The 23,756-nt window shown below is 68.3% G+C and carries 20 protein-coding genes; 3 read left to right on the forward strand and 17 right to left on the reverse strand.

All coding sequences use genetic code 11. The features are described from left to right. Positions 1 to 3 precede the first annotated feature (3 nt). A complete protein-coding gene (locus Q8T13_18170; protein MDP3719691.1) occupies positions 4 to 900 on the forward strand; it encodes a M28 family peptidase in 897 nt (298 codons plus the stop codon). A gap of 85 nt (positions 901 to 985) precedes the next feature. Here Q8T13_18170 and Q8T13_18175 read toward each other — a convergent pair whose 3' ends face one another. From Q8T13_18175 to Q8T13_18190, 4 genes are read right to left on the reverse strand one after another with little or no spacing between them, the layout of a single operon-like run. Further along, a complete protein-coding gene (locus Q8T13_18175; GenBank protein ID MDP3719692.1) occupies positions 986 to 2,197 on the reverse strand; it encodes a LeuA family protein in 1,212 nt (403 codons plus the stop codon). 8 nt (positions 2,198 to 2,205) lie between these two features. After that, positions 2,206 to 2,484 (reverse strand): hypothetical protein, encoded by a 279-nt coding sequence (locus Q8T13_18180; GenBank protein ID MDP3719693.1) that lies wholly within the window; start codon positions 2,482 to 2,484, stop codon positions 2,206 to 2,208. After that, positions 2,481 to 4,094, reverse strand: a complete 1,614-nt coding sequence (locus Q8T13_18185) for a SpoIIE family protein phosphatase (protein MDP3719694.1) — start codon at positions 4,092 to 4,094, stop codon at positions 2,481 to 2,483. The genes Q8T13_18180 and Q8T13_18185 overlap by 4 nt, the downstream gene beginning before the upstream one ends. Before the next feature lie 40 nt (positions 4,095 to 4,134). Beyond that, positions 4,135 to 4,335: a hypothetical protein gene (locus Q8T13_18190; protein MDP3719695.1), complete on the reverse strand. Its 201-nt coding sequence runs from the start codon at positions 4,333 to 4,335 to the stop codon at positions 4,135 to 4,137. Positions 4,336 to 4,362: 27 nt separating this feature from the next. Here Q8T13_18190 and Q8T13_18195 point away from each other — a divergent pair, with 27 nt between their 5' ends. Then, the gene (locus Q8T13_18195; protein MDP3719696.1) at positions 4,363 to 5,064 is read left to right on the forward strand and encodes a rhomboid family intramembrane serine protease; all 702 of its coding nucleotides are present in this window, start codon (positions 4,363 to 4,365) and stop codon (positions 5,062 to 5,064) included. 14 nt (positions 5,065 to 5,078) lie between these two features. Here Q8T13_18195 and Q8T13_18200 read toward each other — a convergent pair whose 3' ends face one another. From Q8T13_18200 to Q8T13_18235, 8 genes are read right to left on the reverse strand one after another with little or no spacing between them, the layout of a single operon-like run. Continuing rightward, the gene (locus tag Q8T13_18200) at positions 5,079 to 6,044 is read right to left on the reverse strand and encodes a hypothetical protein (GenBank protein MDP3719697.1); all 966 of its coding nucleotides are present in this window, start codon (positions 6,042 to 6,044) and stop codon (positions 5,079 to 5,081) included. Between the two features lie 20 nt (positions 6,045 to 6,064). Further along, the gene (locus tag Q8T13_18205; GenBank protein ID MDP3719698.1) at positions 6,065 to 8,284 is read right to left on the reverse strand and encodes a glutamine amidotransferase; all 2,220 of its coding nucleotides are present in this window, start codon (positions 8,282 to 8,284) and stop codon (positions 6,065 to 6,067) included. Further along, positions 8,284 to 11,667, reverse strand: coding sequence for a hypothetical protein (locus Q8T13_18210; protein ID MDP3719699.1), 3,384 nt, complete (start codon positions 11,665 to 11,667; stop codon positions 8,284 to 8,286). Before Q8T13_18210 ends, Q8T13_18205 begins: the two co-directional genes overlap by 1 nt. A gap of 30 nt (positions 11,668 to 11,697) precedes the next feature. Further along, complete coding sequence (locus Q8T13_18215; GenBank protein MDP3719700.1) at positions 11,698 to 13,482, reverse strand: BatA domain-containing protein; 1,785 nt, start codon at positions 13,480 to 13,482, stop codon at positions 11,698 to 11,700. 8 nt (positions 13,483 to 13,490) lie between these two features. Next, on the reverse strand, positions 13,491 to 14,384 hold the full coding sequence (locus Q8T13_18220) for a DUF58 domain-containing protein (GenBank protein MDP3719701.1): 894 nt from the start codon (positions 14,382 to 14,384) through the stop codon (positions 13,491 to 13,493). 35 nt (positions 14,385 to 14,419) lie between these two features. Continuing rightward, positions 14,420 to 15,430, reverse strand: a complete 1,011-nt coding sequence (locus Q8T13_18225) for an AAA family ATPase (protein ID MDP3719702.1) — start codon at positions 15,428 to 15,430, stop codon at positions 14,420 to 14,422. A gap of 6 nt (positions 15,431 to 15,436) precedes the next feature. After that, positions 15,437 to 16,231 (reverse strand): DUF4159 domain-containing protein, encoded by a 795-nt coding sequence (locus tag Q8T13_18230; protein MDP3719703.1) that lies wholly within the window; start codon positions 16,229 to 16,231, stop codon positions 15,437 to 15,439. After that, positions 16,231 to 18,732, reverse strand: coding sequence for a tetratricopeptide repeat protein (locus Q8T13_18235; protein MDP3719704.1), 2,502 nt, complete (start codon positions 18,730 to 18,732; stop codon positions 16,231 to 16,233). Before Q8T13_18235 ends, Q8T13_18230 begins: the two co-directional genes overlap by 1 nt. Before the next feature lie 111 nt (positions 18,733 to 18,843). Here Q8T13_18235 and Q8T13_18240 point away from each other — a divergent pair, with 111 nt between their 5' ends. Then, a complete protein-coding gene (locus tag Q8T13_18240; GenBank protein MDP3719705.1) occupies positions 18,844 to 19,260 on the forward strand; it encodes a DUF1801 domain-containing protein in 417 nt (138 codons plus the stop codon). Here Q8T13_18240 and Q8T13_18245 read toward each other — a convergent pair. The 5 genes from Q8T13_18245 to Q8T13_18265 form a co-directional block, all read right to left on the reverse strand. Further along, positions 19,257 to 20,669: a mannosyltransferase family protein gene (locus Q8T13_18245; protein ID MDP3719706.1), complete on the reverse strand. Its 1,413-nt coding sequence runs from the start codon at positions 20,667 to 20,669 to the stop codon at positions 19,257 to 19,259. The two genes, Q8T13_18240 and Q8T13_18245, sit on opposite strands and share 4 nt — an antisense overlap. A gap of 64 nt (positions 20,670 to 20,733) precedes the next feature. Further along, positions 20,734 to 21,255, reverse strand: coding sequence for an isoprenylcysteine carboxylmethyltransferase family protein (locus Q8T13_18250; GenBank protein ID MDP3719707.1), 522 nt, complete (start codon positions 21,253 to 21,255; stop codon positions 20,734 to 20,736). Positions 21,256 to 21,300: 45 nt separating this feature from the next. Continuing rightward, entirely contained in the window at positions 21,301 to 22,473 is a 1,173-nt protein-coding gene (locus Q8T13_18255) for an FAD-dependent monooxygenase (protein MDP3719708.1), read from the reverse strand. Further along, positions 22,466 to 22,861 (reverse strand): hypothetical protein, encoded by a 396-nt coding sequence (locus tag Q8T13_18260; GenBank protein ID MDP3719709.1) that lies wholly within the window; start codon positions 22,859 to 22,861, stop codon positions 22,466 to 22,468. Before Q8T13_18260 ends, Q8T13_18255 begins: the two co-directional genes overlap by 8 nt. Then, positions 22,780 to 23,733, reverse strand: coding sequence for a beta-ketoacyl synthase N-terminal-like domain-containing protein (locus Q8T13_18265; protein MDP3719710.1), 954 nt, complete (start codon positions 23,731 to 23,733; stop codon positions 22,780 to 22,782). The genes Q8T13_18260 and Q8T13_18265 overlap by 82 nt, the downstream gene beginning before the upstream one ends. Between the last annotated feature and the right edge of the window lie 23 nt (positions 23,734 to 23,756).

Consider the following 23,756-nt stretch of genomic DNA (forward strand, 5'->3'; position numbering starts at 1 on the left):
TTCGTGATTCGAAGACTGACTCTTGCCTGGTGCGCCCTGGTGGTGCTCGCCGTCTCCGGCGCGCACGGTCAGGGCGCCGTCGCATTCGACAGCACAAGAGCCTGGGAGCATCTGCGCCAGCAGGTGGCCATCGGCCCGCGGCCGTCCGGGTCGCCGGGTAACGTCAAGAACCGCGAATACATCACCAAGACGCTCGCCGCGATCGGCCTCAAGACCGTCGAACAGGCGTGGACGGCCACGACGCCGCTTGGCCCAATCAAGATGGTCAACCTGATCGCGTCCATCCCCGGCCAGCGGGCCGAGCGCATCATCATTGCCAGCCACTTCGACACCAAGCTGTTCCGGGAGTTCCGGTTCGTCGGCGCCAGCGACGGCGCGTCGAGCACGGCGGCGCTGCTGGAGCTGGCGCGGGTCATCAAGGCGCGGCCGACACTCCCCTTCACCATCGAGCTGCTGTTCCTCGACGGCGAGGAAGCCACCGGCGAGTGGGTGGGCACCGACAACACCTACGGCAGCCGCCACTACGTGGAGGTCGCCCGCAAGACCGGGACGCTGAAGTCGCTGCGGGCGATGATCCTGCTCGACATGATTGGCGACCGCGACCTGAACATCCGCCGCGAGTCGAACTCCACGCCGTGGCTGACCGACATCGTCTGGAACGTGGCGCGCAGGCTCGGCCACCAGCGTCATTTCATCGAGGAATCGATGGCGGTCGAAGACGACCACCTGCCCTTCCTGAAGGCCGGCGTGCCCGCGATCGACATCATCGACCTCGACTACCCGGCCTGGCACACCGCGCAGGACACCCTCGACGCGGTATCGGCGCGCAGCCTGCAGATCGTGGGTGATGTGGTGGTGGCGGCCTTGCCGGAAATCGAAGCGCGACTGCTGAAGAACTGACTCTTGCGGTCCGGCTAGAGCCGGACTCTACATCTGCAATGTGGCGTCGCAGCTCCGATGTGGCGTCCGCCTTTAGGCGGACCGACTACCGGTAGACTTCCGCGAGAATCTCGGCTTCGGTAAGGACGGTCGTCGATCCCTTCGCCTTGGCGAATACGCGATCGACCACCGGGTCGCTGGTCGGAATGCCGTGCTGCTCGAGCCAGAACAGCACGTTCGACTTGCCCGACATCGGCCCGACCTCGATCTCCTGCTGGCGGCCGACCAGGCTGGCCGGAATTGCCGAGTAGACCGCGTCCATCAGCTCGCGATCGCCCATGCGCCACGCCTTGACCACGGCCGCGGCGTGCACGCCCGTGGCGGTGCGGAAGGCGTCGCGGCCAATCACCGGGTAGTTGTCGGGAATCGGCACGCCGCACGCCTCGGACACGGCCTCGCAGTACGGCATCAGCGGCGTGAGGTCGCGTTCGAGGAAGCCCATCAGCACGAAGTTGACGAGCAGCAAATCCATGGGGGTGTTGCCGACGCGTTCGCCGATGCCGAGCGCCGCGGCATGCACGCGCGAGGCGCCGGCCTCGAGCGCGGCAATGCTGTTGATGATCGCCAGGTCGCGGTCGCGGTGGCCGTGCCAGTCGATACCGACGTCGGCGCCCTCGTCCTTGATCACCTGCGCGGCAAACTTGACCACCGCGGTGGCGCCCCACGGCGTGGCGTGACCGACGGTGTCGGCCAGGCAAATGCGCTTGGCGCCGGCGCGGATGGCGCACACGTACAACTGGCGCAACGTCTCGGGATCGGCGCGGGTCGTGTCCTCGGTCACGTACATGACCTCGAGGCCCTCGCCGACCGCAAACGTGATCGCCTCTTCGGTGCTTTTCAGCAGCCAGTCAAGCGTCCAGCCCTCGGTATATTGCCGGATCGGCGACGAGCCGATGAAGGCGCCGACCTCGATCGGCAGGCCGGTCCGCTGGGTGATCTCGGCAATCGGGCGGATGTCGGTGATCGTGGTTCGCGCCGCGCAGTTCGCGCGGACCTTCAGTCGCGCGTCGACGATCTCGCGCGCCAGGCGCTCGACGTCGGCGGCCACGTGGGGACCGGCGCCGGGCAGGCCGATGTCAGCCGTGTCGATGCCGAGCTGGTCGATCAGGTGGAGGATCTTGATCTTCTGGGCAATGGTCGGCGTCTTCACCGACGGCGACTGCAAGCCGTCGCGCAACGTCTCGTCGTCCAGCATCACCCGCTTGGGGGCCGCCGGGGCGCCGATTTTGTTCCAGTCGTAAATCAGTTTATCGAGCATCGAGTTCTTCAGACTTCTTTTGACGTCCGGGTGGCCACGATGGTCGCGATCGCGCCGGTGCCCAGGATGAGGCCCAGCCAGCCGCTCGAGCGAACGGCGGCGGCGCGGACCATCGGGCGGAAGCCATCGTTAATGGTGGCCACGGGCTGGCCGGCCGCGTGGCGGCGCGACTGCGCGCCCGCAAACTCCAGGCCCGCCAGGCGGGTCTGCCAGTCGAACGTCACGTTGAAGACCGCAACGGCGAACACCGCCCACAAGGCCATCGCGACACGTGCCCGCTTGGTCATGATGGGCCAATGTAGCGAATGACCAGGGCGGTGACGTCGTCATACTGCTCGGCGCCGCGCGCGAACTCGCTGACGGCCGCGATCAGCTTCTCGAGCACGACGGTGGCCGGTTCCTTGTGGTACTGCTCGAGCACCGCAGCCATGCGTTCTTCACCGAAGTCATCGCCCGCCACGTTCTGCGCTTCGGTCACGCCGTCGCTATACAACACCATGGTGTCGCCGGGCTTCAGGTCGAGAGTATCGGCTGAATAGGGCGCCATCTCGAACAACCCCACGGGCATGCCGCCGCTCTCGATGCGCCGCAGGCCGTCGACGCCGTAGATCAACGGCGGGTTGTGGCCGGCGTTGCAGAACACCAGCTTGCCGGTGGGCGCCAACTGGCCGTACATCAGCGTCGCGTAGCGCGCGTCGATCTGGCGGCGGGTCAGCACCTTGTTGATGTGATCCACGGTCTGCGCCGGATCGTCGCCAATCGACGCGAACGCCGAGAAGATGCCCATGATCTTCGACGTCAGCAGGGCCGCCGCCGGCCCCTTGCCGGCGACGTCGCCGCACAGGAAGCCAAACATGCCGTCCGGGGTATCGATCAGGTCGAAGAAGTCGCCGCCAATCGACCGGGCCTGCAGCGAGGTGCCGGCCGACTGGAAGAACGTCCCGTTATGCGTGCCTTCGGGCAGCAACGCGCGCTGGATTTCGGCGGCGATCTTCAGCTCGTGCTCGAGGCGGGCCTTGTCGAGCGTCTGCCGGTACAGGCGCGCGTTCTCAATCGCGACACCGGCCTCGGTCGCCAGCGTATCGAGCGCGGTGCGCGTGTGCGGCGCCAGCAGGCTGCCCTTCTCGCGGCTGTCGAGATAGAGCACGCCGATGTTCTTGGTCTCGCTGGCCATGTCGGCGCGATCCAGGTACCGCACCATGCGCAGCGGGATGCACGCGACGTGACGAATGCCCAGTGCGACCGTGCCCATGTGCACGTTGGCCAGGTCGCCGTCGAGCAGGTCGGCCACGATCTTGAGTTCGCCGGTGGCGAACACCTCTTCGGGGATCTTCCGGCTGGTGTTGAAGCCGGTGTTCGGCAGCGTGATGCGTCCCTTGGCGCGGGCCAGCTTCAGTTCGAGCGGCGCGTTGTTCGACGACAGCATGATGAAGCCGCGTTCGGCGCCGGCCACGTCGATCGCGGCATCGAGTACGAGCGCCAGCACTTCATCGAGGACGCGGCCCGAGCCGAGCGCGCGCAGGCCTTCGAGCAGCGCGGCGAGCTGGCGCAGGTCGTTGACGGCGCTGGCGTGCGAGCGGTCGGTGTGGGCCGGCGCGTCGCCGGTCAAGAACACGACGTCGGCGCCGCTGGCGCGGCCGAACTGCACCTTGTCGCCGTGGGTGAGCTTGTGCTCGGAGACCGCTTCGCCGTTGACGTAGGTGCCGTAGCGCGACCCCTTGTCGCGCAGCAGCCACTCGCCGTTGACTTCCACGATCTCGGCGTGTTCGCGGGAGACGTCGCTGCCGACCAGGCGCAGGTCGCTCTCGGTCCGGCGACCGATCGTGAGCTGCGTCTTGGTGATCGGGACGATTCGCTGGCCGAGGCCGTCGTTTACTTCGAGCCGCGCATTTGCCATAGGGACTGGCGGGCACCGTCGCGGGGGCCCGAACGCCTCATCATAACAGGCTTCCGCACGCCACCTGGCGCACGACCGCGGCCAGCGCCAGGCCCAGCAGCACGAGGCCGGCCACCGAGACGCGCGAGCGCCGTGGGCGCGATGCGGGCGGGGTGATTCGCGGCTCCGACGTGGCGGTGCCACACTTGTAGCAAATCAGTGCGTTGGCCGCGATTTCGGCGCCGCATGAGCGACAGGTCATCGTTATTGACTATTCTAGCTGAAGCCCATGATTCCCCTGCGCGACGTCATCCCTTCTCGCACGCGCCCGGGCGTCACCATCGGCCTCATCGGGTTCAACCTGCTGGTCTTCCTGTTCCAGTCCACCCTCCCCGCACCGACCGCCGAGGCGTTTCTTGTCACGTTCGCGGTCGTGCCGGCGTACTTCTCGCTGGCCGATGTCTTCACGTCGATGTTCGTGCACGCCGGCCTCGTGCACCTCGCCGGCAACCTGCTGTTCCTGTGGATTTTCGGCGACAACGTCGAAGACCGCCTCGGACATGGACGCTTCGCGGTGTTCTACGCGCTGTGCGGCTTTGTGGCGGCGTTCACGCAGACGGCGCTCAATCCCGATTCGCTGATTCCCATGGTCGGCGCCAGCGGGGCGATTGCCGGCGTGATGGGCGCCTACCTGGTGCTCTATCCGCACTCGCGGGTGCTGATGCTGTTCCCGTTCCCGCCCATCCTGTTCGAGCTGCCGGCCGTGTTCTTTCTCGGCTTCTGGTTCTTCATGCAGTTCCTCAACGGCATCGGCACGCTGCCGTTCTTTCAGTCGGGAGAGATGACGGGCGGGGTCGCGTTCTGGGCGCACGTCGCCGGCTTCGCCTGCGGACTAATCCTCGTCCGGCTCATGCGACGGCCCGAGCGGATGGCCGTCGATTGGTGGGATGTCCGAACAGGAGGTCAAGAGATCAGGAATAAGACCTTCTAATCCTTGTCTCCTGTTTAGGATTTTTTCCTGATCTCAGCTGAGACTTGCGCCAGCTCTAGCATCAGCTTCTCGAACTGGGCATTCCACTCCGCGTCGGGCATCACGCCCTTCAACTGCTTGTGCTCTTCGGCCTGCAACTCGAGCGTGCGGCGGCGCTTGGCCAGCGCCGCCAGTTCCGGGTTCGCTGATTCGGCGGCCGGTTCGGCATCGAGATACGAGAGGCGGGCCACGCTGCCGTCGGGACCCTCGGTCAGGGCCTCGACGCCCTTGCCGTCGCCGTTGTCGTCAAGCACGGCGCGCTCGGTCGCCAGTTGGCCCTTCTGCTCGTAGTGCTGCTTCACCGACGCGCTGGCCACGGTGAAGACCTCGAACAACGAGGTCCGGCCGTTCTTGTCAAGGTCGGTGGACGCTTCGCGGATTGCCTTCACGAAGTACTCGGGGAACACGGTCGCGTACTTCTGCGCCGCCGAATCGGTTGCCGTGATCACGACGCGGCCCTTGGCGGTAAGCGCTTCCAGGAACGGAAAGCTCGCCGCGGTCGTGTTCACCACGGCCAGGCGGCCCGGTACGCCCGCCAGGACGCCGGTCCAATCACGAGCGCTGAGGTCGGGGCCGACCAGGTTGAACTTGGCGACGTCACCGTCGTACGTGCCATGCCCCAGCAGCACCACCAGCACGAGGTCGTCCTTGGTACCGGCCTTCTTCAGCTCGGCAAAGACCCTGCGGACGTTCTCGGCGGTGCCCTTCTCCCCGCTCGGGGCCGTCTCGTCCACCAGGAGACGAACCTGTTCGGGCTTGAACCCGTAGCGATCGACCATCGCCGACCGCAGGCCCTCGCGCCAGTCGCGCATCTGCTCGGCGTACTTCTCGCCGCCCGAGGCTCCGGAAATGATCACGGCCCAGCGCGCCTGGGCTTCGGCCGAGGCAGGCGACAACGCGAGCACGACGAGCACCGCCCCAACGAACGTTTTCATCGTCATCGCCAAATCACCAAATCCGGTTACGACATCCCTGCGCGCCGCCGCAGCAGCCACTCGGCACCAAGCAGGGTGACCAGCACGAGAAAGCTCCAGCCATTGTGCCAGAGGTCGCGTTGCTCGGGCGTACCGGCGGCCACCCGCGACTCGCGCAGCAACTCGGCCAACTCGCCGGCCCGCTCTGCCGGCAGGTAGTGGCCCGCGGTCTCGGCCGCCAGCCGCTGCAGCACGGCCTCGTTCAACCGGGGCTGCGCCATCTCGAGGTCGGTGCCGCCGACCAGCACCTGGCGTGAGGCGGCACCCAGGCGAATGCCTGCGCGATCGGCGGTGGCGTCGAGGCGATAGACCCCCGGCTGGTCGAACCGGGCCGCGACCCCGTAGCGGCCCTGCTGCGGGCTCGACAACGCCGGCGCGAGGATCCGCGACTCGCCGTTGGGCGCGGTCAGTGCCAGCGACACCTCGGCGTTGGCCACCGGACTGAAGGCCGCGTCGCGGACCGTCATCGAAATCAACTCGGTCACGCCCGGCACGGTCGGCGTCAGCGGGGCAATGGCAACCGGTGCCGCCGCGCCGGCGGTGATCCAGCGCGCCAGTTGCCGCCAGATCGTTTCGTAGCTCAGGTCCGTCGCCGGCCGCATCATGCGCCAGCGCCACGAGGCCTCGCCGGCAAACACCAGCGATCGGCCCTGGCCGTACCGCTGCGCCGCAATCAGCGGCTGTGGGGCGCCGCCGCCACTGGGCGCCACGACCAGCACCTGCGCGCCCGGCCGGGGGCCGCCCACCGCCGCCACCGACGCGAGCGCGGGCAGCTGGGCCCACCGCTGGCGGCTCTCATCCATCGACGGAGCCAGGCGGGTCGCCGGGTGCAGCGCGCCGTCGGGCGTCAGCGCCGGCGCGTTGGCCGCCATCGGCGCGAACGCGTTCGAGGCGAGCGCAACCGTCGCGCGGCGATCGGTGAGGTCGATCGGCAGCACTTCTTCGAGCGGCGTGCCCGACAGGCCCTGGCGTTCGAACGACCGCCCGCCGAGCACCAGCAGCCCGCCGCCGCGCTCGGCCACGAAGGCTGCGGTCAGCGACAGCTGGTCGCGCGTAAAGAAATCCGCCGCGATGTTGCCAAAGATGATCGCGTCATACACGAACAGCTCGGCCCGCGTGGACGGATAGCCGCTCGTGAGCGCCGCCACGCGATCCGGCGCGGCCTGCACATAGAACGTGTCGCGCCCATCGTCGTTCTGGCCCTTGCGCACGACCGCATCGATGTCGAGGCCCGGATCCTGGGCCAGGGCCCGCTTGAGGAAGGTGTGTTCGTAGCCAGGCGCGCCTTCGACCATCAGGATCTTGCGGCGGCCCGATTGCGCCGGCACCAGCACGCTGCGCGCGTTGTTCTCGGCGGCAAGCTCGCCGCCAGCCACCGGGATCTCGACGGAGTACACCGTGGCGACGCCGGGCGCCGGCGACACCGTGAACACCTCGTGAACGGGCGCACCCTCGGCCTGAGGGGTGACACGGCGCACCTCGATGGGCCGGCCATTCGCGCTGACGCGCAGCTCGACCGGTTCGGTTCCAAATCCGGTGCTGATCGCCGAGACGCTGAGGTCCACCGAGGCGCCGGCGAGGAGTGGCTCGCCCGCGGTCAGGTTCAACACCTCGCGATCGCGGCCGCCGTCGGCGCGGCCCATGCCGACCGCCACCACCGGCGCCTCGCCCACTCGTGGCGCCGGGTGTTCCTGCGGCGACGTGTCACCGCCGTCCGATAGCACCACGACGCCGGCGACCCGGCCGCGGCGGTGCCGCTCGGCCAGGTCGGCCAGGGCCCCGCTCAGGTCGCTGCGCCGGGCCGTGGCGGTCATGGTCGCGACGTCGCCGGGCGCGAGCGCTTCGCCGAAGGTCAGCAACTCGATCGAGTACTCACCCGAGAGCCGGGCTTGCAGGTCGCGAACGATTTCGCGGGCGCGGTCGAGCCGCGACGGGCCGTCGCCATCGGCCAGCCGCATGCTCCTCGACACGTCCACGAGCACGGGCAACAGGCTGTTGTTGGCCGCTGCGGGCGGGATCATCACCACCGGGCGCAGCAGGATGGCAATCAGCAGCACCATGGTGACGGCGCGCAACCCGGTGAGCAGCCCGCGCATGCCCCGCGACAGCGCCACCGGCACCCGCGCATAGGCCAGCCACGCCAGCACCAGCGCGCTGCCGAACACGAGCACATAACCCCACCACGGGAGGACGACGGCGAACCTCATTACGGCTTGGGCTTTCGCGGCGCAGCCAGCGACTGGTAATAGCGCTCCACCAGCTGACGATAGGTCTCGGCCACGGCCTCGTGGCGGCCGGCATTCAATCGTTCACGGTTCTCGCGCGCCCGCAATTGGTCCGACAGCTGCGACTCGGTGCGATCGAGGGCCGTCAACAGGTTCTTCTTCAGCGACTCCCAGTTCGAAAAATCCTGCTTGAACGCTTCGGTGCCTGGCGCCGACACGCCGCGCTCCCACTGTTCCGGCGTGGCACCGCGGGGCATCTGGGGATTCTCGCGCTGCACGCCCTCGGCCAGCTTCTGCGCCTCGCGCATCTGGTTGTCGGCATCGCGCTGCAAACGCGCCACCGATTCGGCCCGGTCCGCGGCCGCGCGGCCCTGCTGGCCGGTGGCACCTGGCTGCTGACCGGCTGATCCCTGCTCCCGCGCGAGCGCGTCCATCGTCCGCTGCAACTCGCCGAGCCGATCGCGCAATTCCTGTGTGCGCGCCAGCTGTTCCGACAGCTTCGCCGACTCGCGGTCCTGCGCGCCGCTGGCGGAACCCAGCCGCTCGGCCACCTTGTCGAGCGCGCGCGCCAGTTCTTCGGGCTGCCCGGCGCCGTCGCCGCCCGGCGACGTCTGCCGCAGCGACTGCGCCGACTGGCGCATGCGCTCGGCAATCTTCTGCTGATCGATCTCACGCGACGCGTCGGTGATCGCCTGGCGATCCTCGGCATCCGCCGCACCGGTCCTGGCCATCTGCTTCACCGACTCACCCAGCCGCTCCGCGCGCTCGGCCAGGCGCTCCTGTTCCGCGGCCAGCCGCCGCCGCGCATCGTCGCCGGCGCCGGTGCGCCCGGCCTCGTTGCCCAGCCGGCGCTCGGCCTCGGCCAGTTGCCGCGCTTCCATCTGCAGGTCGCCAATCGCCCGGCGGCGTTCGTCGGGCCGCGCGCCCTGCATCTGCTGTTCGAGGTTGCGTAGCTGCTGCGATGCGCGCTCGCCGCGGGCACTGGCCTGTTGCGGATCCTGCTGGCGCAGGTCCCCTTCGGCCTTGCGCATCTCGTCGGTGATCTCGCGCAGCGACTGGCCCTGGCCGCTTGACGGCGACGACGATGGCGAGCTGCCGGGGCTTTGGGCTTGCGATGCCTTCTGCATCTGCTGTGACAGCTCTTCGGCTTGCTTCCGCAACTCGTTCTGATCGCGAGTCAGGCGTTCGAGCTGCCGCTTGATCTCTTCGGCGGTCAGTCCCGACTGGTTCTTGGCCAGCTCGCGCTGCTGGCGGGCCAATGCCTCCTGTCGCCGAGCCAGTTCGCGAATGCCCGCGAGCGGGTCGTCTTCGGTGCCCGTTTCTTCGGCGCGCGATTCGCTCGTGGACGGCGTCTCGTAGTTGGTCTGCTGGCGCTTGCGCAGTTCCTGCTCGAACAGGGTCGACAAGTCGAGCGATTGGCGATTACCGTTGCCGCCGCCCCCCTGGGCCTGTTGCATGGCGACCTGGCGCCGGCGTATCTCGGCCTGCGCCTTCAGCAGGTGGCCGAGCGCCGTTTCTTCAAACGGCAGGGCCTTCGCGGTGCTGAAGCGTTGCAGCTCGCCGACGGCCTGCCCCATGGCCGTTACGGCCTGGGCCAGCGGATCGTCGGCGCCGGCCCGCGACAACCCCGGCGGCACGCCGCGGCCGCGGCGCCGCTGCGCCAACCGGGCGGCGGCCATCTCGCCGGCCAGTTCTTCAGCCTTGTCCCTGACGGCGGTTTGCGCCGCGGCCACGGCCGTGATGTCGCCCTCGGACCGGGCATCGCGCGCGCGCCGGGCCCTGGCGTCGAGCTTCCACGTCGCCGCCAGAATGTCCTTCTGTTGGGCAATCAGGTCCTCAAGGCCGGTCTGCTCGCCCGGCATCCCGCCCATGGCCTGGCTTTCAGCGGCCGTGAACTCTTCCTCGTAGGGCGTGACCTCGAGGAAGAAGATGTCGCTGCGCGACTCGGTCGAGCGCCGGCCGCGGCCGACGTCGCGGGCCCGCGCGTGATAGGTCACGAAGTCGCCGGGCACCACGCCCAGGTCTTCGAGATAGACGGTGTGGGAGCCGGCCGCCGCCGCACCGCTGATCGGCCGGCCGAGCGGCACCACCGTCTGCTTGCCGGTCGAGGCCTTGATCACCAGTTCCAGGGCCTGGACACCGTAGTCATCCTCGGCGCTCGCCTCGATCGCGACCTCTTCGAGCGGCGACACCTGCTTGTCGCCGGCCGGCCGCAGAATGCGCACCTCGGGCGGCCGGTCGTTCAGCATGCGGATGAAGTACTCGGTGCCTTCGCTCGCGAGGCCATCCACGTCGTTCAGCGCAATGCGATACGAGCCGTCCTTCGACACGGTGAGCGCCGCCGACAGCGTCGTCGCACGGCCGCCGAGCGCGACGGCGGTACCGTCAGACAGCTTGAGTTGTCCCTGCCGCACCGGCTTGTCGGTGGTGATCGTGAGGTGCGCCGTGGTGCCGGCCGGCGCGTAGATGTCGCCGGTGTCTTCTTCGGTCTGCGTCGGCAGGCCCACGCCCTGCGGATACTCGTAGCGCACATCGACGCGCGCCACGCGGACCGGACGGATCACATCAACGTCGAACTGCGCGGATTGGGCAGCGCCAAGCGACACCAGGTACGCGAACGACATCTCGATGTTGCTCAGGGTGAACGTGAACTCACCGGGGGCCTCGCCCGGCGTCATGCGCGCCGACCGCGCCGCCGCGCCGGTGCCGACCGTCAGGTCCGGCACCAGTCCGCCGTCGATGCCGGGGATGCGCGCGATCACCGTCAACGGCTGGCCCGCAGGGAGCTTCACCGACCCCGGCGCCACTTCGATGACGTACCGTTTCGGGAACAGGTACGCGCCCACGACATCGGCGGCGCGACCGGCCGACGGCGCAAACAACACGACCGCGCCGGCGAGCACGAGGCTGCCCACCGCGGCACCGGCCATGGCGCGTCTCACGGTGCCGGTTGCAATGATGGTCTCGAACGGTTGCGACCGTGCCGTGCGCAGCGCCTCGGCCACCAACAACTCGGTCAGGGCCGACCTTGCCGCGCCGGCCTTCTCGACGGCCGTAACGAGAACATCGTCCAACCCGCCGGCCTGTTCCTCGATGAACCGGGCGACCTGGCGATCTGAGGGCGGCTTGCGAAGGGGGGCCAGCGCGAACACCAGCGCGGTGACGGCGACGGCGCTGACGGCGAGGACCGCGAGCACGAGCGGGACGCCTTCGCGGGCAACGAGCCAGATGGCCAGCAGCCCGACTAGCAACATCGCGGCGGCCGTGACCGCGCCAAGCGTCCACGCGCGCAGGAAGGCGCGGCGCATCCATCGCGCCCTGACGTCGGCGAGAAGGGTCCGAAGTTCGCCGAACCGATCGCTCATGGGTTCGCGGTCTCTCTGCCCAATCCTAGCTCACGCTGCCCGTCGCCCAACCAGCGCTTCACCGGCCAGCGCGGCCAGCATCACCAGCAATCCAACCTGCCACCACCGCTGCTGATCTTCCACCTCGTGCGCTACGGTCATCGCCTCGGTCCGCTCGACGCGAGCCGTCCTCGTGATGCCGTTGATGAACTCATCCACGCTGGTCGCCGCCGGGTTCGATTCACCGGCGCCAGTGACCACATCAGTGACCGGCTGCCGTCCCGCGGTCAGGTAACGCGCAGTTTCGATGGCAAACGGCACGAACGACGGATGCAGCGGGAAACGATTCCATTGGTTGTCGAGATCCGATGTGAACACCAACAGCCGCCCCTGCCCGACCACCTGTTCCGTGAGCGCAGCGTCGCCTCCAGACAGCCGCGCGAGCACGGTCCGGCCCTCCTGGTTCTTTAGACGCCGGTGCTGGTCAATCTGGACGTCGCCAAGCGCCCCCGACGGAATGACGAATGGCCGAAAGATGGGATGACGGCTGTCGCTGGCCACCAAGGTGGCGCCGGGCTGGCGGACCGGCGCCGGCGACAGGCCAAGGTCGACGCCAACGACGTCGCCCAGCGTCCCCGGGTCAACGTCGGGCCCCAGGGTCAGCAGCACCGGTCCGCCACCGGCCAGGTAGGCCTTCACCAACTCCCGGCCGGTTCGGTCGAGCGTGCGCGTACCGAGGATGACCAGCGCCGCGTGCCGGGTCATCTCGGCAGCCGTCCATTTCGAGAGGACACGGCCGTCGGCCACGGTCACGGCAAACTCACGTCCCTCGTCCGCCACCGACAAGGCGCGCTCGATATAGATGCCGCCAGTCGCGCCGGTCGGGTCGGCGACCAGCGCGGCAATGGCCACGGCAGGCGGCGGACTGAGCGCCACGAGTCGAACGTTGTCGGCCTGGTAGCCGGCGGCGTCGTCGATCACGACCTGCGCCTCGGCGGCCTCACCGAAGCCGCCACGCAGTTCGACATCGGCCGCGGCCTGCGGCGCCATGGTCGCAACCGCGCCGGCGACGGGTTGCCCATCGACCATCAGCGTGACGGACGTCTTCGCCTCGTCCGGACCGTAATTCTGGACGGTGGCGACCACCACGCGGTCGCGACGCGCAGCGGACGTCACGGCGAGGTTGCCGGCAGGTCGCGCCACCGGAACGACCTCCACCTCGATGCCGTCCGGAATGCCACCGTCGTCGTTCGCTTCCCATCCCGCCTGCTGCAGGTCGGTCACGATCACCACGCGGCCGTCGCGCGCGCCAATCACCTCGCTGGCGGCCGCGAGGGCGGTGCGGTACCGGGTGCCGCCAGCGCCCACGGTCGCGCCGCTGATGGCCGCCCGTGCGGCGTCGCGGTCGGTCGTGGGCGGCGCGGCCACCGTCGCGGCGTCGGCAAATGCAATCACCGCGACGGCGTGCGAGGCCGGCGCCGAGGCCACCGCCTGCACCGCCGCCTGCTGCGCCCGCGCGAACTGGCCCGGCGCCGACAGGCTCATCGACGTATCGAGCGCGATCACCGTCACCGGCGCCGATAGCGGCGCGGTCGCGCCGGCGAGATACGGCCGCGCGAACGACACCGCCAGCAGCACGAGCGCCGCGACCCGCAGGGCCAGCAGGATCAACTCGCGCAGTTGCCGGCGCCGATGCTGCTGCACCGGTGCGCGCGTCAGCAGCTTGACCGACGGAAAGTCGATCACCACCTCGGTCTTGCGATGGAACAGGTGCAGCAGGATCGGCACCGCCGCCGCCAGCGCGCCAACCAGGAACAACGGGGAGAGAAAAGACACCCCAAACATCACGGCATCCGGCGGCGCGTCATCAGGTACGCCATCAACCCCAGTTCGAGTGGCTGTGACGTGTCGAGCAGGCAGTAATCGATGCCGGCGAGCGACAACTCGCGCTGGTAGTGCGCGATCATCGCCTGCATCCGCTCGAGGTAGTCCTTCCGGACGTTGGCCGGCACGGCCATGACCTCGGCCGCGGTTTCCATGTCGCGGAAGCGGGCGGCGCCCTCGAACGGGAACTTCAGTTCGTCGGGATCGAGCACCTGGAACACGACCACGTCGGTGCCACGGTAGCGGAAGTGCTTGAGGCCCTCGAGCACCTGCGCCGGATCATCGAGCAGGTCCGAGACCAGCACGACCAGTCCGCGACGGCGCACCGCCGCGGCGAAGTCGTGCAGCGGCTTGGCGACGTCGGTGCGGGCGCCCAGCTTCAGGCGCTCCAGCGCCAGCAACACCGCCCGCAGGTGGCCGGTGCGCGCGCTGGCCGGCACCAGCGAGGCAATGCGATCGTCAAACGCGATCAACCCGAAGGCATCACGCTGGCGGTTCATCAGGTAGGCGAGCGCGCCGGTGAGGTACGACCCGTACTGCAGTTTTGTGATGCCGCGCGAGCCATAGCCCATCGAGGCGCTGACATCGAGCAGCAGGTGGCAGGCGAGGTTGGTTTCCTCTTCGTACTTCTTGACGAAGTGCCGGTCCGAGCGCGCGTAGACCTTCCAGTCGAGCGTGGCCAGGTCGTCGCCGGGCAGGTACTGACGATACTCGGCGAACTCGACGCTGAATCCCTTGTACGGGCTGCGATGCAGCCCGGTCAGGAAACCCTCGACGATGGTCCGCGCCTTCAGGTCGATCGTGCCGAGCCGCGCGACGACCGCCGGGTCGAGAAACCTTGCTTCACCAGCCACGTTCGTCAGTGCCTAATCGGTGTCAATCGGTGGCCCTACAACCCGCTGGCGGGCACCGGCACGGCATCGAGCAACTGATCGACAATGCGATCCGACGTGATGCCTTCGGCCTCGGCATAGAAGTTCGGCAGCACGCGGTGCCGCAGGATCGGCTTGGCCAGCGCCTGGATGTCCTTCACCGACACATGCACGCGGCCATGGAGCAGGGCCCGCGCCTTGGCGCCAATCACCAGCGCATGCGACGCGCGCAGGCCGGCGCCCCACTTCACCCACTTGTCGATGAAGTCGAGCTTCGCGCCCCGGCCGGGACGCGTGCTGTCGGCCAGCCGCACCGCGTAACGCACGACCTCTTCGGCGACCAGCACCTGGCGCACGCAGTCCTGGATCGCGAGAATCTCGGCGCCATCGAGCACCCGCGACGGCTCGGCTTTCTTGGTGCTCGTGGTGTCGGTAACCACCTGCACTTCGTCGTCTTCCGACAGGTAGGTCATCACCACGTTGAAGAGGAAGCGATCGAGCTGCGCCTCCGGCAAGGGATACGTGCCCTCCAACTCGATCGGGTTCTGCGTCGCCAGCACGAAAAATGGCCGCTCCAGCGGATAGGTGCGGCCGGCGGCGGTGACGTGGTACTCCTGCATCGCCTCGAGCAGCGCCGCCTGGGTCTTGGGCGGCGTGCGGTTGATCTCGTCGGCCAGGATGATCTGCGCGAAGATCGGCCCGGGCACGAAGCGCAGGGCGCGGTGCCCGTTCTCTTCGTCGAGAACCTCGGTGCCGGTGATGTCGGCCGGCATCAGGTCGGGCGTGAACTGGATGCGCTTGAACTTCAGGTCGAGGATCTGCGCGATCGTCTTGACCAGCAGCGTCTTGGCCAGGCCCGGCACGCCGGTGATCAGGCAATGGCCGCCGCAGAACAGCGCCATCAGCACTTCATCGACCACGTCGTCCTGCCCGACAATGACCTTGCGCAGTTCCGTCAGGATCTTCTGCCGGCTCCCGGCCACGCGTTCCGCCAGGCCTTCGACCGCCACGTCCGTCGTCCGATTCATGAGACCTCAGTGTGTCAGCGAATAAATCACTTCATTGATGAGCATCTGGTAGGCCAGCGCGGTATGCCGGATGTACCCCGGGTACTCCTGCGCGTTCGACCATTCCACACCGTCGCCCATGTCGGTGTTCCAGTTGATCAGCACCATGGGCCGGCCGGCGTCATCGAGAATGCCGCGCAGCCGCGCCACGAAACCACCCTTTTCCCAGGTCCGGCCGCTCAGGAACGAGCCGAGGCCGGGAATCTGCGGGTACTTATCGAGGCGATAGAAGCAGCTGTAGATCGGGTGCGGCGGCGCAATCTCGACGACCTGTCGATCCGGAAACACGCGCTGCAACTGGCGCATGGTGAGGTCCCACTCGTAGGGGCCATGAAAATCATCGAGCGTGAGCGTGCCTCCGCGCAGCAGGAACTCGCGCAGGATCACCACTTCCTTCTCCGTCAGCACCAGGTTGCTGGGCTCGACGATGTAAATCCAGGGGTATTCGAAGAGCTTCTCGTCTTCGAGCGTCAGCACCTGCGGCTCGCCCACTTCGATGGCGGTCACTGACTTGATGCGGCGCGACAGGTTCTGTTCGGCCGCCGGCGCGTCAATCGCCCACGGGTCGTCCCAGTACGCCAGCTGCGAATTCCTGGCGGCGCCCTCGCCCTGGTACGACCCGTATTTGATGCGCACGAAGGTCCAGGTCAGCCCCTGGAACTTGTCGCCGCCAATGACCGGGATCTGGGCGCTCACCTCGGTGGCGAGCCACACCGCCGCCACCAGCAGGGCGATGGCAGCAACCCATCGCGGCTGGCGCATCAGCGGCTTCCTTGCGCGAGCTTGAGCAGCAGGTCCTGTGCCCGGGTGTAAGTTGGCGCCACCTCGAGAGCCGCGAGCGCCTGCTTCCTGGCCTCGTCGCGCTGCCCGGCTTCGGCGAGCGCCTCGCCCAGGTCGGCGTGCGCACTCGCGCGATCAAGCGGCTTGGCGGCCAGCGCGACCCGGAACATCCGGATGGCGTCGTCCAGCCGCTTCGCTTCGAAATCGAGGCGGCCGAGAGTGGCATGCGCCGCCCCGTCGAACGGGTCGATGGCGACGACGCTCTTCAGCGCGACCTGTAAGTGGCTGCGATCGCGCGCGGGGTCGACCAGCGTTGCCAGTTGCCGGGCCGAAGCAATGTCGGTATTGCTCATGGCGGTCAGGGTCGCCAGGGCCGCCGCGGCGCGGGGCTGGTCGCCCTTCTTGGCGGCCACAGCGGCAATCAAGGCGTAGGGGCTGTCTCCGCCGGTCACGTTAGGCACCAGCTTCGCCGCGCGCTCGAAGGCGGCCATCGCGGCGTCGGGATCGCTCGCGGCGAGCGCTTCACCGAGCGCCATCTGCGCGGTGTAGTTGTCCGGGTTGGCTGACGCAATCGTCTTCACCTGTTCGAGCGGCGTATCAGCGGTCAGCCCCTTGGGCACGGCCAGCGCGCGGCGCACGCCGGCATACCGGCTTTCGAGGAACGCGTCGAAGCTTGCCTGCAGCGTGTCGAGATCGACGCCCAGGGCCTTCTTGATCGCAGTCTCCGTATCGGAGCCGTCACCGTAAGCCACCACCAACGCGCGCAGCTTAGGCTGCCCGTACACGTCAACGATGTGCTCGACGACGAGTGACGCCTGGTAGTAGGAGTACGAAATCTGCTCCGCGCTGCTGAAACCGGAGTTGAGGTCGCGCAGGCTGATCAGCTTGCCCTTGTCCATGTAGCGGGCGAACGGGATGTCCATTTCCCGTCCCCATTCCTGGCGCGCGCGCCGTTCTTCGTAGACCGACGCGCCTTCGCTCAGCCACCGCGGCAGGCGGTTGTTCGACAACTGCAACGTGATGACGTGCGCCATCTCGTGCCACAGGGTCTCGGCCCAGTTGAAGCTGCCCGGAGGGCGCGCTCTCGGCGAGTCCATGGTCACGACCTGGCCGAAGCACGCGCCGAGCGCGCCGATCATGCCTGGCAAGCCGAGCGTGCGCACCGCGAAGTCGTCGTGGTTGGGGAACAGTTGGACCAGGATGGGCCCCTTCGGCGTGAACTCCCACCGCTTGGTGAGGGCCGCCATCGACTCCTTGGCCAGCTGCGGCACGTACTGCCGCAGCACGGCCTGCTCGTCGGGATGCAGGCGAATCACCATGTCCCCTTCGTGAATGGTGTCGAAGGGCTCCAGCGTGTCGAGCAGCTGCAGCAGGTTGTAGGTGACCACGTTCCACGGGTCCACCTTGAACGCGGTTTCGAGCGCGCGCCGGGCGTTGCGCTCGTCGCCGGTGCGCATCAGGTGCGCGCCCAGGTCGGCGTACGACTTCGGATTGGCTTGATCGAGCGCAATGCCCTGGCGCACGTGCTCGACCGCTTCGTCGAAGCGGTAGTAGTGCGCGGTGATCGATCCCACCACCCGGTGAATCTCGCCGTAGGTGGGGTGGATCTTCAGGGCCGCGGCGACCGCCGCGTCGTAGTCGGCCATGCGGCCGTCGACGTAGGCCAGCGCTGCCTGCATCGACAGCGCCTCGAGGTGCCGTGGGTTGACCGCGAGCACCTGGTCGATCGAGGCGAGCGCATCTTTCTTCTTGTCCTGGTAGATCGCCATCTCGGCGACGAACAGGTGCGCGCCCGGATCAATCGGGTTCTGCTTGAGAGCCTGCTGCGCGAGGCCGACGGCCTGTGGCGGATTCTGGTCGGCCACCGAGCGGGCCAGGCCGAGCAGCGCGGGACCGTAGTCAGGATCGGCCTTCAGCGCCTCCTGGAACGAACGGGCCGCGTCCTGGTTGTTGTACTTCTCGACGAACAGGTTGCCCCACTCGGTGTTAATCACCGGGTCGTTGGGCGCCATGCCATCGGCATCGCGAAAGAACGCGTTGGCATCGTCGAAGCGGCCCAGGGCGCGGGCGGCCCGGGCGGCGCGCAGGTAGTCGCGAGCGGTGGGACTGCGTTGCTGGCCGAGCATGACCACCTGGAGGGCGCGGCGCGCATCGTTGCGGCGTCCCACCAGCTGGTGCAGCAAGCCCGCTTCGAGCGACGCATCGCCAGCCGGGTTGGCCGCGGCAAACGGCTGCAGCACCGCGTCGGCGCGCGCGTAGTCGCCGCGCGCGGCGATGGCCTTAGCCCGCAACACCGCCAGCTGTTCATCTTTCGGGAAGGCGTCGGCGAACTTCTCGATCTCGTCGAGACGGCCGGCGCGCCACGACTGTTCGGCGTTGGTGCGCGCAGCGGCCACCGTCGGCGATTGCTCGGCCGTCACGAACGGCGCGAGACCAATCGTGAGGACGACCGGACCCAGGAGCAACCAGAGACGGCGAGACATGGTCTGGGGTCGAGTATAGCCTCGGCGCATGTGATTTGGACGCCGGAACCGGCGTGCAGGCCGGGCTCGAAGCTCTGCGGGTCAGATGCGAAATCCGTCTAGGATGGTTGGGTGCCGCCCACGCCCCGCCCCACCCGCACCGCCGTCGCCGCCGACACGACCGAGGCCGTCGATCGGTTCATGGTCACGCTCGAACACCCGCACAAGGATGCGATCCAGCTGATCCGCCGGATCATGTGCAGCGCCGATCCGGCGATTGCCGAAGGCGTGAAATGGAACGCGCCGAGCTTCCGGACCACGGGGTACTTCGCGACCACGCACCTGCGCACGAAAGAGGGCATCGGCATCGTCATGCACCTCGGCGCAAAGGTCCGCGAGGTCCCGGCGTTTCAGCTCGAGGATCCACAGGGCCTGCTCAAGTGGCTGGCGAAGGATCGCGCGCTGATGAACTTTGCCGGGATTGAGGATGTGAAGGCGCACGAGGAATCGATCCAGCACATCGTGCGGCAGTGGATCGCCGCTTACTAAAACAACGGGCGCCAGGTAAAGAACATCACCGCGACGAACCCCTGCAGGCACGCGAAGCAGGCAATCCACGCGGTGCGGTGGCGCTCGGGAATGGCGTCGCCCATCCACAAGAAGGCCGGAAACAGCACTGCGGTCACGCGGCCCATTGAAAGCATGCCACCCGCCGCCATCGGCGGCAGCAAGTTGACGAGCAGCAGCACCGCATAGGGCAGGCCGAAGCGGCGATAGACCGGCCACGCGGCACCCAGCATGAACAACACCCCGAGCAGGTAGAACAGATCGATGGTCTGCGTCGACGCGTAGCTGTAAAGGCCGTTGCTGGCAATGTAATCGACCCGGTCCAACACCAGCGAGTCGAGGCCGCGGTAGACCCGCCCCCACGCCACGTTCTGCAGCGTCCACTTGAACGGGTTGCCGGTAAGTTGATAGATGAAGGCCGAGAACGCGAGCATGCCGAAACCCGGCGCCGCGGCCGACAGCAGGCGCTTGCCAATCTGCGGCCAGCCCGTGGGCGGCGGCAGGATCGGTCGCCAGCGCACGGCATCCCACATCGGCGCCACCGCCATCAGGCCGAGCACGATCGAAAGAAAAGCACCGTTCGGCCGGGTCAGGCCGCACCCGAAGCCCCAGGCGGCGGCGCGCCAGAGCTGGCCGTGACGGAAGTGATAGACCGCGCCGACCAGGGTCAGCAGGAACAGGGCCTCGGTGTAGGCGGCACTGAAGAACACCGCGAACGGATACGCGGCCAGCAGCATGACCGCCGTCGCGGCGGCCGCATCATCGCGCAGCTCGTCGCGCGCCAGCCGCAGGAAGTAGCCGAGCGCGAGAAAGAACGCGACCAGCGAGATGCCCACGCCGGTCCAGAGCGGCTGGTGGCCGAGCACCGCCGACAGGTAGCGCATGGCCATCGGGTACGCCGGAAAGAATGCGATGTTCTGCTGGACGTTGGCGTCGACGGCCGGGTCGAAGCGATACCCCTGCATCGCAATGCCGAGATACCAGCCGGTGTCCCAGCGGGCCGGCAGGTCGAGGAAGTCGTTGGAGTAAATGCGCCAGCGCGACGTGGCCTCTGCCGGGAAGCCGATCAGAATCACCGCGAGAAACCCGACCGCCAGCACGCCGCCGCGGGTCGCAATGTGAATGGGCAACACGGTCCTGGTCACCGGATCGCGCCACCAGCGGACGACCGCTTGCACCACCCGTTGTGGCAGCGGCAGTTGCCGCACCAGCGCGTGGCGAACGATCATCGCCACGGTGCTCCACAGCGCGGGACGCCACCAGTCGGTGACTGACAGCCGCACGTCGAACACGTTGACCCGGAAACCGCCGCCAATGATCACCGAGAGCGCAACGATGGCCATCACGACGGCAACCACGTCGAGCGCCGTCGCCCATTTGGGCAGTTTCACGCTGAGTATTGTAGTCCGCCTACGCCAAGGCTTCGGCGGGACAAGTCGGTGGCGAGCTACCGCTTCACGGAAGGCGGCCGAGCGCCCGATCTTCCACGCGGATGCGGGCGCGCATCAGCATGCCGAACGCGAAGGTCGCCAGCACGCCCGTGATCGGCGCAGCCACGATCATCGCCACGCTGACCAGCTCCCCCACCACAGCCAGGTAGTTGGGGTGGGCGATGAGGCGATAGGGACCGGTGGTCACGAGCGGCACACCGGGAAGAATCAGCACGCGGTAACTCCAGCGCGGGCCAAGCGACGAGATCGCCCACACCTTGAGCGCCTTCGCGAGCCCGAACAGCACCAACCCGCCAGCCAGGAAGGCGTTGGGACTGGGGCCGGCGATCGCGCCTTCGACGGCCATGGCCACAAACGAGAGTGGATAGACCCAGCGCATGGTGGCAATGACGTCGCCCGGCGGCTCGACCGCGCCCTTCGCGCGCAGTTGGCGCTCGTTGAACGACGACAGCACCAACTCGCCGGCCATCATCAACAACGCGGCCACGACGGTCAGGACGGCAATGGCAAGGGCTTGATTGGTCATCACTCTCTGCTGTGGCGTCCGGCCTGATTGATGTGGCGTCCGGGTCTATTCTCTGATGTAGCGTCCGGCTTTAGCCGGACCCGTCCCACAATCCCCAGCGTAGCGGATGACGGCCTGGAACACCGACGGCATCACGCGAGCCGCGAGCGCGGCGGTCGTCACGCCCTGGGGATACGTCACCAGTGACCGGAGGGTGCGGTTGAACCGCCATTTGGCGGCGAACGCGGTGCGCCGGCGCCGGGCCAGTTCGACGTGGGCGGCCAGCGGGGAGAGTCGGCCGGCCAGGACTTCGAGGGCAACGGCGGCGGCATGCTCCGCACCCGCCAGCGCCAGCCGCAAACCGTCGCCCGTCATCGGATCGATGAAGCCCGCCGCATCACCGGCCAACAAGAGTCCCGGTTCGCCGGCGGCGTCGGCATCGACCGCCATCGGCCCCAGCATCACCGGCTCACCGACTGGCCGTGCCGCCGCACAGCGATCGCGTAGTCCGGGATCGGCGTCGAGCCGCGAACGAATCAGGTCCATGGGCGATCCGAATGGCGGGTCGCCGGCCGCGTGCGGCATCACCACGCACACGTTGGTCAGGCCCCCGGGCACCGGCGCGACCCCAATGTAGTGGCCCGCGCGCACGTGCATCTCACCAACGGTGCTGCACCCGGCGACATCGGTGAAATAGGCGCCGATGGCCCACCGCCGTGGCCGCGCCGGCTGGCGCGCCAGGCCGCGGGTAAACGCGAGCGTCGAGCGACGCCCGTCGGCGGCGATCACCATGCGACCCGGGTGGGTCATGGCCCCACCGTCGTCGCGCGCTACCATCACGCCACTCACCCGCCCCTCAACGACGAGGGCGCCCTTGATGGCAGCGCCCTCTTCGACCTGTGCGCCCGCCGCGGCCGCCGCGCGAAGCAACCACTCATCGAAGACGCTGCGCGTCACGGCGCGCCCCGTGACGCCGCCGCCGTACACCCCGCGGACCGCGACGCGCCCCGGGCCGGTAATCAGCATGCCGTGAATGTCATCACTCTTCGCCACCAGCGGCGCCGTCTCGACGTGGCGCGCCAGCATGGCCAGCGCGCCGGGGTTCAACGTGTCGCCGCACAGCTTGTGCCGGGGAAAGCGCGCTCGCTCGAAGACGCGCACGCGGGCGCCGGCTCGCGCGAGGATCAGTGCCGCGAACGCGCCGGCGGGGCCGCCGCCGGCAATGACCACGTCATCCATGGGAACGGCCGAGCACGAGCGCGCTGTTCTTCGAGCCGAAGCCGAGGCAGTTGCAGAGCGCCGCCTCGGGTTGCGCGGCGCGGCCGTGGGTGGGGATGAAATCGAGATCGCAGGCGGGATCGGGATCGGTGAGGTTGATCGTCGGTGGCAGGAAGCCGCGCGACAACGCCAGGGCGGTGGCCACCACGCCGGCCGCGCCGCTGGCGCCCTGCGGGTGGCCGATCATCGACTTGGTGGACGAACCGGGGATGCGATCGGCCGCGCCGCCGAACGCCAGGCGGGTGCAGCGCGCCTCGATGGTGTCGTTCAACTGCGTCGAGGTGCCGTGGTAGTTGATGTAGCCAATGTCGGCGGGGTGCCGTCCGGCGCGGGCGATGGCCGTGTGCATGCAGCGCACGATCTGCTCGCCGTCCGGGTCCATCTGCACGCGGTGGTATGCGCACAGGTCGAGGCATAGCCGTCGATGGTCGCGTAGACCGCGGCGCCGCGCGCGCGGGCGCGCTCCTCCAGTTCCAGGGTCAACATCCACGCGCCCTCGCCCAGAACGAAGCCGTCGCGTCCGCGATCGAACGGCCGCGAGGCCTCGGCACCGCGATCGTTGTAGTGGGTCGAGACGGCGCGCATGCGCGAGAAGCCGAAGATCATGCCCGGCAGCACGCAGCCATCGGTGCCGCCCGACAGCAGCACGTCGCACTCGCCCTGGCGCAGCAGCATGCACGCGTAGCCCAGCGCATCGGTCGAACTGGTGCAGCCAGTGGACATGACATGGCTGATGCCGCGCACCCCGAGCGCGATCGAGATCTCGCTCGACACCATGCCGCAAATGCCGAGGGCAATGGCGTAGGGCGTCACGTTCTTGCCGCCGGTGGTGAAAAAATCCTGGTATTGCCGCTCGCCGACGTCGATGCCGCCGCCGCCACTGCCGATGATCACGCCGGCATTCGCCTCGCCGAAGACCAGGCCGGCGTCGTTCCAGGCCTCGCGGGCCGCGATCACGCCGAACAGTGCGGCACGGGAGTAACGCTTGGGATCGGCGTGCGAGTCCCTGGCGCTGGCTTCGCCGCTCAGGGGCTGGGCGGCGGTGATGTCCAGGGGCGGCACGGGCGCCGCCACCTTGCAGGGGTAGGTCGAGACGTCGAACTCGGTGATGGCGCGGGTGCCACTGCGCCCCTGGCGAATGGCGTCCCAGTACACCTCGCGCCCGGCCCCGAAGGCCGAGACGACCCCAATGCCCGTGATGGCCACGCGCGGCACGCTCACCCGCTGAACCCCCTGAACCCGTG

Source organism: Acidobacteriota bacterium (genome assembly GCA_030697165.1).
In the GTDB taxonomy this organism is placed as follows: domain Bacteria; phylum Acidobacteriota; class Vicinamibacteria; order Vicinamibacterales; family UBA2999; genus 12-FULL-67-14b.

What these genes read in the sequence shown, in the direction of transcription:
- Q8T13_18175 (MDP3719692.1), bottom strand. Translation starts at nt 2,197, where the DNA reads ATGCTCGATAAACTGATTTACGACTGGAACAAAATCGGCGCCCCGGCG.
- Q8T13_18180 (MDP3719693.1), bottom strand. Translation starts at nt 2,484, where the DNA reads ATGACCAAGCGGGCACGTGTCGCGATGGCCTTGTGGGCGGTGTTCGCC.
- Q8T13_18185 (MDP3719694.1), bottom strand. Translation starts at nt 4,094, where the DNA reads ATGGCAAATGCGCGGCTCGAAGTAAACGACGGCCTCGGCCAGCGAATC.
- Q8T13_18190 (MDP3719695.1), bottom strand. Translation starts at nt 4,335, where the DNA reads ATGACCTGTCGCTCATGCGGCGCCGAAATCGCGGCCAACGCACTGATT.
- Q8T13_18195 (MDP3719696.1), top strand. Translation starts at nt 4,363, where the DNA reads ATGATTCCCCTGCGCGACGTCATCCCTTCTCGCACGCGCCCGGGCGTC.
- Q8T13_18200 (MDP3719697.1), bottom strand. Translation starts at nt 6,044, where the DNA reads ATGACGATGAAAACGTTCGTTGGGGCGGTGCTCGTCGTGCTCGCGTTG.
- Q8T13_18205 (MDP3719698.1), bottom strand. Translation starts at nt 8,284, where the DNA reads ATGAGGTTCGCCGTCGTCCTCCCGTGGTGGGGTTATGTGCTCGTGTTC.
- Q8T13_18210 (MDP3719699.1), bottom strand. Translation starts at nt 11,667, where the DNA reads ATGAGCGATCGGTTCGGCGAACTTCGGACCCTTCTCGCCGACGTCAGG.
- Q8T13_18225 (MDP3719702.1), bottom strand. Translation starts at nt 15,430, where the DNA reads ATGAATCGGACGACGGACGTGGCGGTCGAAGGCCTGGCGGAACGCGTG.
- Q8T13_18230 (MDP3719703.1), bottom strand. Translation starts at nt 16,231, where the DNA reads ATGCGCCAGCCGCGATGGGTTGCTGCCATCGCCCTGCTGGTGGCGGCG.
- Q8T13_18235 (MDP3719704.1), bottom strand. Translation starts at nt 18,732, where the DNA reads ATGTCTCGCCGTCTCTGGTTGCTCCTGGGTCCGGTCGTCCTCACGATT.
- Q8T13_18250 (MDP3719707.1), bottom strand. Translation starts at nt 21,255, where the DNA reads ATGACCAATCAAGCCCTTGCCATTGCCGTCCTGACCGTCGTGGCCGCG.
- Q8T13_18255 (MDP3719708.1), bottom strand. Translation starts at nt 22,473, where the DNA reads ATGGATGACGTGGTCATTGCCGGCGGCGGCCCCGCCGGCGCGTTCGCG.
- Q8T13_18260 (MDP3719709.1), bottom strand. Translation starts at nt 22,861, where the DNA reads ATGCACACGGCCATCGCCCGCGCCGGACGGCACCCCGCCGACATTGGC.